We start from the raw sequence: 15,200 nt of genomic DNA, 5'->3' as shown, positions 1-15,200 counted from the left end.
TTTCATGGTTGCAAACCACTATAAATACTGGCTGTTCTCTCTTCAATAAATCCATTTCTAGATAATATCTTTGTTTCATGGAAACTGACACTCACATCATCTTCCGATCCGTAGCAATACAAAAGCGGTTCACGATCATTTTCATGACCGCAAACCGCGATGTATACTGGTCTTCCACCACTTTTTCTTCTCTTAAAAATCCCATCTTCAGATTAAAAATGCATCAAGAAAACCTGTTCGAAGTAAAACCCAAACCAAGAATTATTTGGTAAGCGGAACAAAAGATTATAAATACAATACTTTCGTGGAAACTGCTTTGCCAAGCTCTCCGGCATCACTCCTGGTTGTAAGCGGGATCAGTGTTCCTTGTTTTAAACCTTCTGCATATATTTTTTTTCTTTTATCTTTGCTTTTATAGTACAAACGATAAATACTATCAGGAATATGAGCGCAATAAACGGACCTCCATTTCTCAAAATAACAAATGGCAATTCAAATAAAAATCCGAATACAAATTTGATGCCGGAACTATCCCATAAGCCGGGAGTTAGAAATAGTTCCTTGGGTCTAAGTAATAGTCTGATGTCGTATGAGTTTATAGTAGCCACAAATAAGCACACCCAAACAACTATATTATACATTGAAAATCGGTATATTCTCCTGTATAACTCGGCATACGATTGCTTATCCGAAAACAGTTCCTCTGTGATATCTGCATTTGTCTGCTCAAAATATTGAACACCGCTGTATTTTGATCCCCTGATATGCTTCCATCCTGCATCTCCAAAGAAAGTAACATAATCCTGATATTCTTCTATTTTATTGAAAATTCTATAATCTATTCTGACATGAGGAATAAAAGCATCGTCACACTTTTTGAAAACGTACTTGTATGTAAATGGGCTTAATCCTACCAGTTTGTACCCTTTTTCTCTGTAGCTATCAATAAATGCCTGTTCCTTCTCAATATCAGTAACAAATAATTTGTGTCTGGTTATTATATCCTTCTTCATATGGGCCTCCATGTTTAATGTAAATACTCATCAGCAATTGAAACCATGCTCCTTAGACGATTGGATTCTTCATTCAAAATATCCAGTCCTGCATCCGTTATCTGATATACCTTCCTACGCGCATCATTGCTTGGGACTGCCTTGATCCATTTGAGTTTCATCAGATTTTCAATAGCACCATACATAGTACCTGCTGCAATCCTTACATTTCCGTTGCTCAGTTCCTCAACCTTCTGCATGATATGGTAGCCATGACCCGGCTCTATAAGAGCAATCAATATAAGGTATGTGGTTTCCGTAAGCGGTAAAAACTTACTTCTATTCATTGATAAATCTCCATTTATGGTCAGCATATTGCATTTTTTGAACTATACAGTTCAACTGTATAGTTTGATTATATATAGTTAGACTGTATATGTCAACTATATATATTTATCATCAAAATATCACTCACATCATCTTCTGATCCACAGCAATACAAAAGCGGTTCACGATCATTTTTATGACCGCAAACCGCCATGAATGCTGGGTTTCCACCACTCTTTCTTTTCTTAAAAATCCTATCTTAAGTTTAAAATACATCAAGAAACTACGTTCGATACAAAACTTAAACCAAGAATTATTTCGTTGAGAAAAATAATCTTCCGAGTTAACGTTCTATGGCCATTTCCGTGCATTTCCATTCTTCGCCCAGAACCTCATAAGTCTCTATCTCATCAAGAATGACATCTTTGAATCCCGCTACTTTATAGCAGTAATACGCTGATTCATTATTCTCAAAAACACCTAAAGACACTTTCTTTGCGCCATAAACATCAAATGCAGTAAACGCCATAAGTGAATCAACAAAGAGGAACTTTTCAGGTGTTATCTGAGATAACTTTCTATCGGACTGTTTGTCCATACCTGCGCTTCTATGTATCTCTCAGGCCCTTTTTCTCCATTAGCATTCCACTCTTGAGGTATACCATACTTCTCAACAACCGCTAAAATTTCTTCGTAAGTATATACTTTTTTTCTATACTCTTTACCATCATTTACTCTGGGGCTGAATGTCGGCATAGAATCACCGTATGTAAATGATACCTTTGCTGTATCGAAATCTTTTATCGAAATAGCTATTTCTCCAGGTTCTTCAAACCATGTATTTAGCCATGGACATGCTTCAACGACCATATAATGCGGAGAAGCAATATCCATGATAATACCCTTTTCTTTTGCCTTTTCCCGTACAATAGCTTCGCAGTTGCAACGCTTAACTATATAGTCCATATCCCTGTGCGAAGCAAAAGAATACGGTCGTTCCTTTTTTATTCTTTCGAGCACAGAACATGCCTCTTCCTTAGGAAGTGCTGTCAAGCTTCTAAACGGACCTGAACGTTTATCATAATAGTGATATAAATACACAGTCCTTAAATCCTCTCTGCATTCGTTATTTATCCCGCAATATTGCGAGATAATGTACGATCATCATCTCGACAAACCTGAATTTGTGCGATTATCTTCCGATATTACTTGCTATTGCTAAAAAATCTAATTAACTGATCTGCCAATTAACTTTTTTCTGATACGAAGGCACGCCTCGATATGCATGATCCAGTGTCTAGAGAAAGGCATTTGTATCAATCCGCGGATATCCTTTCCACACCAGTAATCAATAAGCCATATCGCACTCTCAGCACTGCTTACGACATTAAGAGATACCAAATGCTTTCTGCGCTCATCAGATATCTTCAGTTTCATGCTGTCATAAGGCAATTCTTTAAGAATCTTTTCCGTACTCTTTTTCACATCTTCAATATATGAATATAAAGCATCAATATCTAATTCGCGTGTAAAATCTGATATCTGTTCCCTGATAAGTTCATTACCGGTCGTGATTATCGGAGATTTCATTCTCTTCTGATAACCCTTAGCGAAAAACACTTCATCATCGCCGCATATAACCGAATGTGCGACAATATCCTCTATCCTAAATACATGCCAGAGTGAGTAAGCAATATTTTTACTGTGATAACCATCCGCGTTTATAAACGGCATGGCATCAAAATCTTCTCTTTCCAGTTCATCTTTAAATGACTGTATAGTCTCAAAAAGATATTCACGTAGCAAACCAAGAGTAGAAATTCCATCTTCATATGAATCCTTCTTTTTGAGTTGTTGCTGCATTGTTTTGTTCAGTTCAGACCATTCTTTATTCATACTGATAACTCCGTAAAACCGAAATTTAATCGCTCTACAAACTCCGATTTAACGTTTTATAATCATATTACATCTACCCCAAGACTCATCTTTATACTTGAATGCGTTAGGAGTAATCTGCCTTTCTGTAAAGCCGGCACCCTCATAGCATCTCTTAGCTCTTGCATTCTCCGGAAAGACATTAAGTTGTACAGCCACAGCCTCCGGATCAGAAAAGGCATTGTGAACGGCTAGCCTGATCATTTCTTTTCCGATTCCTTGACCACGAACAGATGCATCCACCATAACAAACTTAAACATCCCTTCATGCGTCTCGTGATTAAGTGAGTAGCAATAAAATCCAACAACACGCCCTTCTTCATCTACCGCAGCGAAAGGACTGTCTCCAAATCTTTCTGCTATTTCTGACAGAATACTCCTAAGTGTTTCTTTTTCGATGGGATACGGGATCAGATTGGCGCACCACATCATATGTGTTCTTTCATCTGTGATCCATGTCTTGATCACGTCAAAATCTTTGTCGAGATTAAATGCTCTTATTTTCATTTTTCTTTTCCTCGTAAACCGGAATCCATCACTCCAGCCGCATATCAAACGCTTTTTTCGATTCTCCGTCAAAGCCTACATGCTCATAAAACCGATGTGCTTCAGTCCGGGCCGCTCCACTTTGCAGTATTACTTTATAGCAATGACGATCTTTAGCAAATGAAACCGCCATATCTATAACCTTTGACGCCAAGCCACAATTCCGATACTGCTTATCCGTGACCACGTTCTCGATGAAGCAGATACCTCTGTTGCCACGAGTCAGATTCGGTATATAGACGGCATAACAAGTCGATACAACCTTGCCATTTTCAATAGCACCAAAGTATTGAATGTTGGGATCATCTTCTATTTCCCGCCAGACTCTTTCGCTTTGCTCAAACAAACCCTGTTCATCATCTTTATCAAGTTGCCGATATAATTCCAGCAAAGACTTCAAATCCAAAATGTTCAATCTTCTGAATTCCATACCATTAACCCCGTCTTCCGAGTTCATTCTTCCTCACAACATATATGTACCTTGCCATCTTCTGCGCAAAAGAATCATAGCCTTCCGTGACGCAATCTGTTTGAAGCAAAAGAAGATCGAGCCAGTCCTTATTACCCTCTTTTTCAAAATCCTTTTGATACAAAAGCGCGGCACCTCTTTTCTTTTTGAGTAGTTCATAGGTTTCTGAAGTTATATCTTCAACCTCATATTGGATCCCGCAATTATCCAATGCCCTAGCCAAGACCGTGGTCTTCTCGTTATCCGTCTTGGGCATCACATCGCCCTCCTGATACCCCACAAAAAGCACGCCGTCTTTTTTAAGCCACCTCATTATTTGCAAAACAAACTTTTCCATATCAGGTGCAAAATACATCGAATCCATGGAAACAACCAAGTCGAATTGCTCCGCGGGATAGTCTGTCTCCCCGATCTTTCCTTGTTTGAAATCCGCTTTGGTTTGAAAAAGTTTCTTCGCGGTATCGATCGCACTTTCGGAATAATCAAATCCATGAATATACGCCCCGGTCTTATCCTGCAAATACCCAAGCATCTTTCCGTTGCCGCATCCGACGTCGAGAATATGGACATCATCTCCCTTGGGAATGTATTTAAGAATCCTATTTATCTGATTTATATCGCTAAATCCGTCCTGCGAAAAATCCTGTCCGAAAGCTTCCCTGCAAAAGTTTTCAAAAGCCTTGGAGTTCCCTGTCATTTTGTAAAAGCTCTCATATTCGTTATAAAACAAAAGCTCATTACCATTAAGAATCTCAAGTGCCTTGTATTCAGAAGCACGAAAATCAAGCAGCGTCTGATCAAGGTCAAACAGAAAGTTGCGATGCATTAACTCCCTCCATAAACTCACGAATATATGCATTAACTTCATCAGGTCTGTCCACGTTCACATTGTGCGCGGCATCCTTGACAATCTTAAGCGGATATCCGGTCTTTTCCGCCCATGCTTTGTTGTACTGCATAACTTTACCTGTTTTATCTTTTTCACCCAAGATCAAAAAAACCGGACATGGGATTTCAAGATTACAATTATCTTCAAGAAAACCTGCATACGACATCCCTACAAGATGACATATCTCTTTTTTTCCATAAGGTAAAAGAGACTCCATCATATTGTCATATGCTTCCTGAGTAACCGACACCTGCTTTGACATAGCCTTTTTCATTGCTCTTAGCGGATAAAGGTTAAACATCCACTCAACTTGTTTAAGTATCCAAATATCAAATTTGGAATAATAATCAAATCCGTAAGGCGTGCTGTCAATCGATATAAGCCCCTTTGCACGATCGGGATATCTTTTTATAAATGCTTGCGCATGCATACCTCCAAGCGACTGACCTGCCAAGAAGACTCTTTTAACATCGCATTCATCCAAAATGGAATTAATGTACTCGGCCACATCCGCGTAGTCAAAATCCTTAAACGGTCTGGATTGCGCGTGCCCCGGAGCATCCCAAACTATAACATTGTATTCTTTTTCAAAATAAGGCGTTTGCCGGTCAAACATGGTATGGTCGGCTGTAAGCCCGTGCAGAAAAAAGATTGTATCTGCGTCTTTTTTCCAATTATCTGATTTCCAGTAGATGACACTACCCTTTTCTGTCTGTAATGATTGCTCTTTTATAAATAAACCGTCATTTTCAAAAGTAGCACCTCTCTCATGATCGGAAATCTTTGCCTCAGAAATGTGACTCATTTTCTTTTCCATCACAGCAACGCTTGAAGTCTTGTCTCCCCACGTCAATACATCTCTACGCTTTGACGAAAATCCCTGTTTTTCCCAAAAAGGGATTACATTTGGTTCGTGATCATCAACTACATCTATCCGGATCGTCTTAGCTCCGGAAGCAATCATCTTTTCTTCGAAGCACTTATAAATTGCCTTTCCTTTTCCGCTTTTCTGAACCGATGAAGCAAGCATCAACATGGAAAGATAGACATATCCGTCATCTTGAAGCATATAGTCGATCACGCCGATCGGACTTCCTGCTTCAATTATCAGATTCGAGCTGAATCCATGCTCTTCCATTTCTTGAAGCTCGTAAGAAATAAAGCTTGATGTCACCTTCTCTTTTCCCAAATGATGAATCAAAAAATCCTTGTTTGAATTATATATTCCGACTACGGCGCTGATATCTGCAGGATCTTTTTTTACTTTTCTGAAAGAAAAATTATTCGAATTCACTGTTAATTCTCCTTACATAGATATCTTCTTACCTAACTAAGTATCTCCTTGCAAGAATGATTCCGTACAAGAACCAGATGTACTGGAACCAGATTGTAAGCACCAGCGGGTGATATGGTATTCCGGCAACCTTCATGATAAGTCCGACTATCAGAATTGTAAGTGAAAAATAATGAACGAATGCAATTTTTTCTTTTCTGTCAGCAATGACATGAAGAACAGTGGCAAGAAGAAACGAATAGTCTGAGCAAAAGACAAAAACTCCGACAAAGTCATACCACTTTTTTGCCATTCCTTCGCAGAAGACGCCCGCTATCGCCAGCGTAGCGCAGACAAATACAACAACATCAACCACTCTTAAAACCTTCCGTAATCCGTTCATACCGTCTCCTCCAACATTTCCTCAATATCTTTCCTACTCTCCGCGTGCGGGAATTCATCAAATACAGGGCTTGGAACATGCGGCTCAAACATCATGTGTCTGTACCAAAGCGCCTGCACGGGATGCATCCCGATCTCTTTGGCGGTAAAGAGTTCTCGTGAGCCGCCGTCCCCGACATATAAGCATTCCTCCGGCTTAACGCCCAGTTCGGCGGCTGCCCTAAGATAAATCTCCGGCTCAGGCTTAGCAACCCCCTGCTCATATGAAAGCATCGCCGCATCTAACAAAGGATATAATGAACAATTCTTGATCATCCTCGCTTCATCGGAATAGCAATTGCTGATAAGTCCTGTCAGGATTCCCTTCGCTCTCAAAGCATGAAGTAAATCCAAAGACTCTTTCGGGATCACACGAAAGGTATCTTCAAGCGTAGCTTTTCTTCCGTCTGCTACCATCGCAACATTCTTTTCTGAATATATCCCCATCGCTTTGAGCGCTTCCCCGATACCTTCTTCTATCGTCACTTTACCAAGCGTCCTGGCCTCTTCCGTCTCATGCCACGCCTTCCTAAACGGATCATGCTCAACTCCAAGATCCGCCGCTATATCTTCACTAAAATAAGTACTTCCTTCAAACAACGAGACAAGTGTCTCAAACATATCAAAAATGACTGCTTTGATCATTTTCTCCTCCCTGAAATAACAATAATTTATTATAGCAAAATACCCGCTCGCAAACCACCTAAAAAGCCCATAATATCGGGCTTGAATCCGATGTAATTCTTGCGATATAATATAAAAAACGCAAATAAGGAGGAAGCAATGACAGACGGACGTGAGGATCTGATATATTCACTTGCCAAATCAATGGGAGTTGGCGATGCCCAGAAGAACAGAGTTTCTTCCGGTACATATAATACAGAAACGGGAACGATGTACTGTAACGGACATGTGATCTCCCGTGCTTCCATAGAGCAAGCCAAGGCGTACTTCACAACACAGTACAAGAAGCTTGCGGAAAGAGATGATGAGGGTTCCAAAGAGCTAGCAACAATCTATGAAGTTGCGATGGAATCTATCAATATGGTGGTTACACCCGCAAAAACATCTGAGTAATCCCATAGAACCAACTTAAGCTTATATCAATTCAGACATATATAGCCAAAAACGGCCTTGAGAACAGATAATCCTGCTCCCAAAGCCGTTTTTTATTACTCAATTTCTTTTATCCCGCTTTATAGAACTTAAGCGTCTGATGTGCAATGTAATATGATACATTAAACTTTCTAAAGCCCGTATATTTATCCTCATCCATATAATGCCTATCGGAATGAGCCCTCTCGTAAGCATCGACAAGCTCTTCATTTCCCGCAATCGCAGGAACCGCATCATATGAAAGATTATTGGTTATGTAGTCCTTTACCGACTTATACTCATCAATGTCATCCCCCGCCGCAACAAGGTCGTACTCAGCGATCCTGTAATCCGGATTACTGTAAGTAAACGCAATAAATGCGATCGTGATCGCAACCATGCATGCTCTGAACACCGGGAACCTCTTGATGTACAGGCTCGCGATCAAAAATGCCAGCCAGAAGCACAGCACCGCAAGGAACCAAAGCACAAATAATCTAAGGAATGTCAGATGATAAGCACCGACATACAAGATCATTCTCATCGCAGACGATGCGATCATGATATACGTACAAACTGCTATCACTGTCAAAAGAGCTTTCAAAACCTTGGACTCTTTAAAAAATGCCTGACAGACCGAAACCATGATGACATTTAAAATACATACCGCCAAAAGCTGGTAAAATCCTTCGTGCGCGTACTCAGCGTAAGTATAGTTTTTAGGAAGAGCCACGTTTCCGCTGAAAAGGTAAATAAACTGGATCGCACAGAAAAGAATGTAAACCGCGCCGATGATGCTTGTAAAAGTAATCGCGATAACGGGATCTGTCGTGCCTTCTCCCATCGCTTTCACCTTCAACTCTTTTGCGGCAAGCGAAGTGATGATCGTATATGCGGCCCAGAAAAAGACGATCGCAGTAAGCACCATCTTGATCGCATAAACAACATTGTCATCGATATCCAATTTTATATTCGACAAAAGATTCTCGAATACGGCGTCAGCAGAAGCAAGAAGCGGCAAGATCACAACAAGTAAAGCCAGTGCTACACCGATTCCGATGATTATCGCTACGATCATCTTATTTTTATCGGCACTGCCTTCTTTCCCGATTGCTTTCTTATATGCTCTGTGATCCCTGACAGGTCTTGCAATATGCTCCAGAGGTTTGATAAGAGTTACAAAGATTCCCGCAAACCATGCGCCGATGTCAAAGCCCGTCGTATCCACATAGAGATACACTATAAAGCTCATAAACAAAAGAACTATCGCAGTCCTCTCCAAAAACTCAAGCGCCCAGCTCGTTGTAAGGCATCTGTGAATTGAAAGGAGTACCAGCGAAACCACGTAAAAGATTCCGAGACCCTTCTTACCGTTGCAATCCGCGATCAGTGACAATCCCTCTTTTGCCCTCATAAGCTTAAGAATGACAAGCGCCGCAACCATAAAGATCGGATGTGTGATACTCGCATGATTGTGATACAAACAAAATGAGTAAACTATACCGAATATGAGCGCAAGCAAACTGTATTTCTTGAAATTCTCAGAATTGCCAACTCTTACAGTCGTTATCGTCGCTGCAGGTCTAACCGGTACTCCCTGCATCACAGGCACTCCCTGTGGCATCGGATTACCTTGAATGTTGTTATACTGCGGCATCTGATTATTGTACTGTGGCATCTGATTGTTATTAACTTCCATTTTCTTCCTCCTCACCGTCAACGTATTCGAGGATGTCCCCGGGTTGACAGTCCAAAGCCTTGCATATCGCATCGAGTGTCTCGAGCCTTACGGCTTTGGCTTTGTTGTTTTTAAGGATAGACAGATTGGCAAGTGTTATCCCGACCTTGCCCGCAAGCTCGGTCAGTCCCATCTTCCGCTTAGCCATCATTACATCTAAATTTATAACTATCATAACTTCTCCTACTTCTTAAATGGTCAGATCGTTTTCCTGCTTGTAACTCACGGCCCTGTCAAAAACCCTGGCCAGAACTTTACTGAACAGTCCGGCAAAAAAGAATACGCCGGCGATGATCACCGCTCCCGGTGTGAAATAAGCAAAGCATCTAAGCAGCTTAACACCGGTAATTATAAAAGCGTAGGTTCCCATACGATAAAGGCTCTTTACGTTGGCTTCAACGAAGCAGTTATCCTCGATTACCGTCTTCATCATCTTACGAAGCTCAAAGAGTATCAGAAGTGCTGCGACTCCTGCCATCATGATCGAAGCAACGGCGTACCAGTAATATTCGTTAATCGGGTACTGTCCCATGCTCTCGCCCATAAGCTCTCTCGATTTTATGATCGCATACTTAAGCGTGAACGGAACTGAGACCTCGATCACAAGTCCAACGTAAAAGCAAAAATCCAAAATGGCTTTAACGAAATAATTCAATCTGTTATCCATGTTTTCCTCCAAGTACTTGTATATCTTCTTTATAGCACACCCATTTTTGTTTTGCAATATATTTTTATTGATTTGCGATAAATATTTATTGTTCTCCAACAGCCTCATACGCTGTGTAGTATGTTTCTATCCTATCAAATCTGTAATAAGCATCGCCGCTTATGCTTGCGACGCTTCCGGGCATGATGCAGACATCTCCCTCGTTGTGCGGGATCAGCCAGATGCAGTCAACAAGTTCTTCCTTGTCAAAAAAGAGTACGAAGGCATCTACCTTTACCTTTTTATCACTTAGATTCTCGGCCGCAAGCACAACAGAGTTTCCGTTTTCCTTGGCATATACAACTACATCGTCTGCCATGTTCTTCTCATACGGCTCTCTCTTGGTAACAGAGAACTCGTACATCGCAGGAATATTGTCGCCCAGTTCATTCTTGTCAAATCGCCCTTCAAGCACAAACTTCCCGTCATTATCAACGACTTCAACGCATCTGTCCGATTCGGCAAGCTGCTCTCCGTCCTCGTCTCTTGCTATGAAACGCGCCTCATATCTGCACTTCTTTCCGGTCTTATTCTGAAGAACGAGTACGGGATTGCAGTTATGTACGTCTTCTCTGAAATACTGCGCTATTATAAGAGTCCCCACGGGAAGTCCTCCGTAGGAGGGCATATCATCGTCGGAAGCGCCTATCTTATCACTTATCGGCTTTTCCTCATAATCTTCCGTCGCATCCTCGAGCTTTTCAAAAATATCGGTATTGTACTGAGCGTTATCGATAGAATCACCACCGGAACTGCCCTGAGCGGGTCCAAGTCCCTGTCCGGTTTTATCGTCCGCGGCTCCGTCCGCCATTCCGGCGCTTTTTTCAGAAGAATCTTTTTCCTTGTATCCAAGCTGAGATGTCGGTACGCCGTCGCTTACGTAGTACATCTCATCGCCCGAATCCTCAGTTGCCGCGATGCTTGATAACTCCTCACCGACAACCTCAAGGCCGGAAGCATTGCCGCTCTTCTTCATCCACTCCATATCAAAGCCCATGTTTGAATAGTTGTCGTAGATAATCCCTCCGACAACGGAAAGACCGTCGGTCCTTGGATAAGGAAGTGAAAAACCGTATGAATTAAGATACATGATAACAGGCAGAATGACGCCCACAACTGACATAGCCAGCGCCCTTGCGCGGGTTATGGATCTCTTTTGAATTAAACAATAAATACTGAGGATCAGTGCGATCAAAGACGGCATTATCCCAACAAATGCCAGCGATAAAATAAGACCTATTATAGATAAAACAATCGTAATTACTATAACAAGCATGAATTCCCCCCGGAACGAAAATTTACGAAAATTTTTTAATGTCAATACTTGTATCTAAAAAAATTTGAGCTACAATATATTGTAGTTAGAGAAGTATTTTTTGTTATTTACGGAGGTATGAAAATGAACAGTGTTGCAACCATGGAAGCTCTTGATTCCCATATTATTCGCAGCATTCTTCGCTCAATGATCAACGAACACTGGTCTGTATCGGAGGCTCTTGATGAATACGACATTCCCGAAGAGCTTCGTCCACAGTACGAGTCCCAGATTGAAGATTGTTTTGTAGACTGATCATTTGATTTTCATTACCGCTAATCAATCTTTCAGTAATCTCATACCAACATCATATACTTTGCCATCCACCGCATCGCCGAGCCACTTGGCCATGGATATTCCATCCATAGTGAACGCAGCGAAGTGTAATTCTCTTACGCTCGTGTGAACCGTTCCCCCCATGGTTATGATCGGAAGCTTGAAATCATCGACGTATACGCCAAAGGATGGCGTTATTTTTTTCAGCTCATCAATCATTTGTGTGAGCTGTTTTTTATACACATCCTGCACCTTCTTATCGGTCTTGTACTTCTTATTTACGATTTCATTGTAGTAGGCGCTGAGAAGATAATCCCTCTCCGAACTCGAATACAGATACCTAAATCTGTCCCCGTATTTTTCATACAGATTCCTGTACCAATCAAGCGTGATATTGTCCGACTCTATCGGCTTCCAGATATCTTCCTTAGTCTGCCAGATAGTCTTGGCGGTCTTCCTCCACTTCTTATAAAGGACCATTCCACTGTCGGAAAAAAGAGTTATATTCCTTGTCTTCGGATACCAGTCGTCTGCGACCTCGCCCGCAAGCGCAGGAACGGCAAAAGCCCCGGCGGAATTGCCGGCGATAAGTATCTTCTTGGGATTGGGAAAAAGACGCTTCGAAACCTTCATACTCTCAAGGAAATTGATATATCCGTGAAAATGAAGCACGTCTTCGCCACCGTCTTCCGTCTTATAAGTATATTCGCTGTTTCCTACGTGAAGGTCTCCCGTTGCGTAAGTCACGACAACAAAGCTCCAATCCTTGAAAGGATTCTTTGAAGAGCTTATATCCGTTATTCCAACGTTTATATTAAAAATCTGAGTGAAAGGTCTAAGATTGTTCCAATAAAAGTTAGGCTCCCAAGCCGCCGCTTTTCCAACGGTAACGGGATGTGCCGCGGTATACTGATTCCAAGCCATTCCGCCGCCCGAAAAGAAAATGCAGAGCTTATCGGAATCACCTATTTTGACATAGATATAATACTCAGAGCCGTCTCCTGACATTCCTTTATCCAAGGTGACTCTGTACCATTCATCTTTTTCCGGATTACCCGGTAGTTCTTCTGCAAGCTGATCATGATTTTCCAAAGCCCTGGTAACAGAACTCTCTATAAAATCCCCAAACTTTGTCGCAAAAGCCACTCCGTGTTTAAGATTTTTCCTTACTAAGCGATTATTTTTGTCCATTATCCCCTCAAGCCTATAGCACAGCAAAAAAACACTGCTTATTACATGTTAAACATCTTCTCCGAAGCCTGCTTCAAATCTCTGAATCTAAAGATCACAACACCCACTATCAGTATCAGATAGCACATAATGCTGATCCCAACAGGCCACGGAAGTTTGTTGTAGCCTTTTTTGATGAAATAGATCTGGCCAAGTGTCATCGCAAAATCAAAGATGATGTAGTAAATATACTCATCAAGCCTTAGTTTAAGCGAAACGGCCGTGATAATAGTCACGATGGCAAGTCCGATAAGCGTCATCGGAACCATCCACTCGACGCTCCAGCCATGGAACCCCGTCTTGAAATCAATATAGATATCAACGACGATCGCAACTATAACTTCCCACGTTATTATCTTTAGGATGTTGTTCCTAAGATACACGGTTGTAAGTATCGTGACCCATCCCGCAAGGAAACCGAGCATCAACGGGCCAAAGAACGAATACTGTCTTCCGGTCATGATGTCGATCGTAGCGAACACAATCTCAACCGTGGCAAAAAGAAATGTGCATATTTTAAGGAAAGTGATATGGCTCATCACTTTTCTTTTAAGTGTCGGAAACGCCGGATTATTGTCTCCTTCAACCGTTTTAAGCTGTCCCTGACAAAGCGGGCAGCACTCTTTTTTACCTCTGATATTTACCTTACATTTAGGACAAATCTGCATCTGTCTGTGTTACTCCCTGTTAAAATCTTTAGATCACTCCTGATCGTAATCATTGCTTCCAAGCTCAACCTCAAGTCCCATACCTGTAAGGCACCTAAAGAAATTGAGCATGACCTTGTGTGTCTTATAAGGCGAAACCTCGCCGAAAACCATCTTATCCTTATATGAGCAGACCGTTATCTGCTGGGATGCGGCTGTCATGAATGCGCTGAATCTGTCGATGTAATCCTCAACCTCTTCGGGCATCTTGATCTGACCGAGGTTCGACATCGAACTCGTTACGCCCTTCTTGGCATTCTTATCAAAAAAGCCGATTCCCATATCCTTGATAGGAAGCGGAATGATCTTGATACCTACGTTGTGTTCAAGCGCCGCATAGGAATTCATCGTCTTTTCAATGTTCTCTGAGCTTAGCTTTTCTTTGAAACTCTTATCGACAAAAGCGATTATGTCTTCGAGTTCACCGCTGTTTTCTCCCGGAGCAAAATCAATGTTGATGATTCCGAAGAAATTGCGGGCGGTTCCGCTCTTAAAGAACTGGCGAAGGTTAACGGGAACGCTTACAACGACATGTCTTTTACGCTGGAAAAGACTCATTCCCTGCAGCACTGCCTTGATATAAACCGCAACACACATAACTCCAACCGTAGTGTTGTACTTATGCGCAACGTCCAGGAATTTGCTCGCGGATATCGTACCTTCCAAAAGATGCGGAAGGAGGTTGTCATCAATCTCTCCGCTCAGCTGATACGCTCTTACGGAAGACATCTCGCGAAGCTGCTTAAGCCCTTTTTGCTTGCTGTAGAAATCCTTGAAAGCATCTCCGTTTTTTTCCTCCAAAGAGAAATCGTCGGAAGGGTTGATGTCTACATCAAGATTGTGCTTAAGCTGAATGTATCTCGTGATAAGATTTTTGAAAAACATGAATGCTCCGGTTCCGTCAGCCAGAACGTGGAACATCTCAAGATTGATCCTTTTCTCAAAATAATTGACTCTGTAGAGAAGATTCTTGTGTCCCGGAATATAAAGCGGAAGGCATGCGGGAGAATTCTCCTTTTCCACCACCGCTCTTAAATTGCTGTCCTCAAGGTAGTACCAAAAAAGTCCTCTGTGAAGCACGCAGTTAAAAAACGGAAACTCTTCAATCGTCTCATCCAGCGCGCTCTGCAGCGTTGCCTTATCAATCTCCTCCTTAAGTTCACATGTGATCCTGAATACTCTTGTATTGGCTCCTCTTGCGGTAGACGGAACTATCTTGGCCGCGTTGTCGAGCCTATACCAATTGGCGCTTCTACTCATA

At 41.7% G+C, this 15,200-nt stretch carries 20 protein-coding genes; 2 read left to right on the top strand and 18 right to left on the bottom strand.

From position 1 onward, the window contains the following. Positions 1-371 precede the first annotated feature (371 nt). The 11 genes from D6856_RS12880 to D6856_RS12830 all read right to left on the bottom strand — a co-directional run bounded on the left by D6856_RS12880 (position 372) and on the right by D6856_RS12830 (position 7,517). Positions 372-1,013: a DUF2812 domain-containing protein gene (locus D6856_RS12880; protein WP_158588946.1), complete on the bottom strand. Its 642-nt coding sequence runs from the start codon at positions 1,011-1,013 to the stop codon at positions 372-374. 14 nt (positions 1,014-1,027) lie between these two features. Beyond that, positions 1,028-1,339 (bottom strand): PadR family transcriptional regulator, encoded by a 312-nt coding sequence (locus D6856_RS12875; RefSeq protein WP_120687232.1) that lies wholly within the window; start codon positions 1,337-1,339, stop codon positions 1,028-1,030. Positions 1,340-1,662: 323 nt separating this feature from the next. Continuing rightward, entirely contained in the window at positions 1,663-1,917 is a 255-nt protein-coding gene (locus D6856_RS12870) for a hypothetical protein (RefSeq protein WP_243114093.1), read from the bottom strand. After that, positions 1,881-2,339 (bottom strand): hypothetical protein, encoded by a 459-nt coding sequence (locus D6856_RS12865; protein WP_243114092.1) that lies wholly within the window; start codon positions 2,337-2,339, stop codon positions 1,881-1,883. Before D6856_RS12865 ends, D6856_RS12870 begins: the two co-directional genes overlap by 37 nt. Positions 2,340-2,546: 207 nt before the next feature. Further along, the gene (locus D6856_RS12860; protein ID WP_120687230.1) at positions 2,547-3,215 is read right to left on the bottom strand and encodes a phage head-tail adapter protein; all 669 of its coding nucleotides are present in this window, start codon (positions 3,213-3,215) and stop codon (positions 2,547-2,549) included. Positions 3,216-3,263: 48 nt separating this feature from the next. Continuing rightward, a complete protein-coding gene (locus D6856_RS12855; RefSeq protein ID WP_120687229.1) occupies positions 3,264-3,761 on the bottom strand; it encodes a GNAT family N-acetyltransferase in 498 nt (165 codons plus the stop codon). A gap of 28 nt (positions 3,762-3,789) precedes the next feature. Further along, the gene (locus tag D6856_RS12850; RefSeq protein ID WP_120687293.1) at positions 3,790-4,230 is read right to left on the bottom strand and encodes a GNAT family N-acetyltransferase; all 441 of its coding nucleotides are present in this window, start codon (positions 4,228-4,230) and stop codon (positions 3,790-3,792) included. Between the two features lie 4 nt (positions 4,231-4,234). Further along, on the bottom strand, positions 4,235-5,095 hold the full coding sequence (locus D6856_RS12845; protein WP_158588945.1) for a class I SAM-dependent methyltransferase: 861 nt from the start codon (positions 5,093-5,095) through the stop codon (positions 4,235-4,237). Next, complete coding sequence (locus D6856_RS12840) at positions 5,073-6,452, bottom strand: alpha/beta fold hydrolase (RefSeq protein WP_120687227.1); 1,380 nt, start codon at positions 6,450-6,452, stop codon at positions 5,073-5,075. Before D6856_RS12840 ends, D6856_RS12845 begins: the two co-directional genes overlap by 23 nt. 28 nt (positions 6,453-6,480) lie before the next feature. Next, the gene (locus D6856_RS12835) at positions 6,481-6,834 is read right to left on the bottom strand and encodes a hypothetical protein (protein WP_120687226.1); all 354 of its coding nucleotides are present in this window, start codon (positions 6,832-6,834) and stop codon (positions 6,481-6,483) included. After that, entirely contained in the window at positions 6,831-7,517 is a 687-nt protein-coding gene (locus tag D6856_RS12830) for an HAD family hydrolase (protein ID WP_120687225.1), read from the bottom strand. Before D6856_RS12830 ends, D6856_RS12835 begins: the two co-directional genes overlap by 4 nt. 138 nt (positions 7,518-7,655) lie before the next feature. Between D6856_RS12830 and D6856_RS12825 the strand changes: the two genes are divergently transcribed. Next, a complete protein-coding gene (locus D6856_RS12825; protein ID WP_092244889.1) occupies positions 7,656-7,949 on the top strand; it encodes a hypothetical protein in 294 nt (97 codons plus the stop codon). A gap of 109 nt (positions 7,950-8,058) precedes the next feature. Here D6856_RS12825 and D6856_RS12820 read toward each other — a convergent pair whose 3' ends face one another. The 4 genes from D6856_RS12820 to D6856_RS12805 all read right to left on the bottom strand — a co-directional run bounded on the left by D6856_RS12820 (position 8,059) and on the right by D6856_RS12805 (position 11,687). Continuing rightward, on the bottom strand, positions 8,059-9,666 hold the full coding sequence (locus tag D6856_RS12820; RefSeq protein ID WP_158588944.1) for a DUF4153 domain-containing protein: 1,608 nt from the start codon (positions 9,664-9,666) through the stop codon (positions 8,059-8,061). Then, on the bottom strand, positions 9,656-9,880 hold the full coding sequence (locus D6856_RS12815; RefSeq protein WP_092244883.1) for a helix-turn-helix domain-containing protein: 225 nt from the start codon (positions 9,878-9,880) through the stop codon (positions 9,656-9,658). Before D6856_RS12815 ends, D6856_RS12820 begins: the two co-directional genes overlap by 11 nt. A 15-nt stretch (positions 9,881-9,895) precedes the next feature. After that, positions 9,896-10,372 (bottom strand): DUF2975 domain-containing protein, encoded by a 477-nt coding sequence (locus D6856_RS12810; RefSeq protein ID WP_120687223.1) that lies wholly within the window; start codon positions 10,370-10,372, stop codon positions 9,896-9,898. Between the two features lie 85 nt (positions 10,373-10,457). After that, a complete protein-coding gene (locus tag D6856_RS12805; protein ID WP_120687222.1) occupies positions 10,458-11,687 on the bottom strand; it encodes a hypothetical protein in 1,230 nt (409 codons plus the stop codon). A gap of 123 nt (positions 11,688-11,810) precedes the next feature. Here D6856_RS12805 and D6856_RS15215 point away from each other — a divergent pair, with 123 nt between their 5' ends. After that, a complete protein-coding gene (locus D6856_RS15215; RefSeq protein ID WP_158588943.1) occupies positions 11,811-11,981 on the top strand; it encodes a hypothetical protein in 171 nt (56 codons plus the stop codon). A 24-nt stretch (positions 11,982-12,005) separates the two neighbouring features. Here D6856_RS15215 and D6856_RS12800 read toward each other — a convergent pair whose 3' ends face one another. Genes D6856_RS12800 through D6856_RS12790 form a run of 3 tightly spaced genes read right to left on the bottom strand, consistent with a single transcriptional unit; the run spans position 12,006 to position 15,199 of the window. Next, the gene (locus D6856_RS12800; protein WP_120687221.1) at positions 12,006-13,193 is read right to left on the bottom strand and encodes a pectin acetylesterase-family hydrolase; all 1,188 of its coding nucleotides are present in this window, start codon (positions 13,191-13,193) and stop codon (positions 12,006-12,008) included. Between the two features lie 41 nt (positions 13,194-13,234). Then, entirely contained in the window at positions 13,235-13,900 is a 666-nt protein-coding gene (locus D6856_RS12795; protein ID WP_120687220.1) for a DUF6320 domain-containing protein, read from the bottom strand. 33 nt (positions 13,901-13,933) lie between these two features. Then, positions 13,934-15,199, bottom strand: a complete 1,266-nt coding sequence (locus D6856_RS12790) for a hypothetical protein (protein ID WP_120687219.1) — start codon at positions 15,197-15,199, stop codon at positions 13,934-13,936. Between the last annotated feature and the right edge of the window lies 1 nt (position 15,200).

Source organism: Butyrivibrio sp. XB500-5 (genome assembly GCF_003625505.1).
Lineage (GTDB): Bacteria > Bacillota > Clostridia > Lachnospirales > Lachnospiraceae > Butyrivibrio.
This window is presented reverse-complemented; position numbering and strand designations above follow the sequence as displayed.

Coding starts and splice junctions, on each gene's coding strand:
- D6856_RS12845 (WP_158588945.1), bottom strand. CDS start 5,095: ATGCATCGCAACTTTCTGTTTGACCTTGATCAGACGCTGCTTGATTTT.
- D6856_RS12830 (WP_120687225.1), bottom strand. CDS start 7,517: ATGATCAAAGCAGTCATTTTTGATATGTTTGAGACACTTGTCTCGTTG.
- D6856_RS12800 (WP_120687221.1), bottom strand. CDS start 13,193: ATGGACAAAAATAATCGCTTAGTAAGGAAAAATCTTAAACACGGAGTG.
- D6856_RS12870 (WP_243114093.1), bottom strand. CDS start 1,917: ATGGACAAACAGTCCGATAGAAAGTTATCTCAGATAACACCTGAAAAG.
- D6856_RS12875 (WP_120687232.1), bottom strand. CDS start 1,339: ATGAATAGAAGTAAGTTTTTACCGCTTACGGAAACCACATACCTTATA.
- D6856_RS12795 (WP_120687220.1), bottom strand. CDS start 13,900: ATGCAGATTTGTCCTAAATGTAAGGTAAATATCAGAGGTAAAAAAGAG.
- D6856_RS12815 (WP_092244883.1), bottom strand. CDS start 9,880: ATGATAGTTATAAATTTAGATGTAATGATGGCTAAGCGGAAGATGGGA.
- D6856_RS12850 (WP_120687293.1), bottom strand. CDS start 4,230: ATGGAATTCAGAAGATTGAACATTTTGGATTTGAAGTCTTTGCTGGAA.
- D6856_RS12835 (WP_120687226.1), bottom strand. CDS start 6,834: ATGAACGGATTACGGAAGGTTTTAAGAGTGGTTGATGTTGTTGTATTT.
- D6856_RS12880 (WP_158588946.1), bottom strand. CDS start 1,013: ATGAAGAAGGATATAATAACCAGACACAAATTATTTGTTACTGATATT.
- D6856_RS12820 (WP_158588944.1), bottom strand. CDS start 9,666: ATGGAAGTTAATAACAATCAGATGCCACAGTACAATAATCAGATGCCG.
- D6856_RS12860 (WP_120687230.1), bottom strand. CDS start 3,215: ATGAATAAAGAATGGTCTGAACTGAACAAAACAATGCAGCAACAACTC.
- D6856_RS12855 (WP_120687229.1), bottom strand. CDS start 3,761: ATGAAAATAAGAGCATTTAATCTCGACAAAGATTTTGACGTGATCAAG.
- D6856_RS12790 (WP_120687219.1), bottom strand. CDS start 15,199: ATGAGTAGAAGCGCCAATTGGTATAGGCTCGACAACGCGGCCAAGATA.
- D6856_RS12810 (WP_120687223.1), bottom strand. CDS start 10,372: ATGGATAACAGATTGAATTATTTCGTTAAAGCCATTTTGGATTTTTGC.
- D6856_RS12805 (WP_120687222.1), bottom strand. CDS start 11,687: ATGCTTGTTATAGTAATTACGATTGTTTTATCTATAATAGGTCTTATT.
- D6856_RS15215 (WP_158588943.1), top strand. CDS start 11,811: ATGAACAGTGTTGCAACCATGGAAGCTCTTGATTCCCATATTATTCGC.
- D6856_RS12825 (WP_092244889.1), top strand. CDS start 7,656: ATGACAGACGGACGTGAGGATCTGATATATTCACTTGCCAAATCAATG.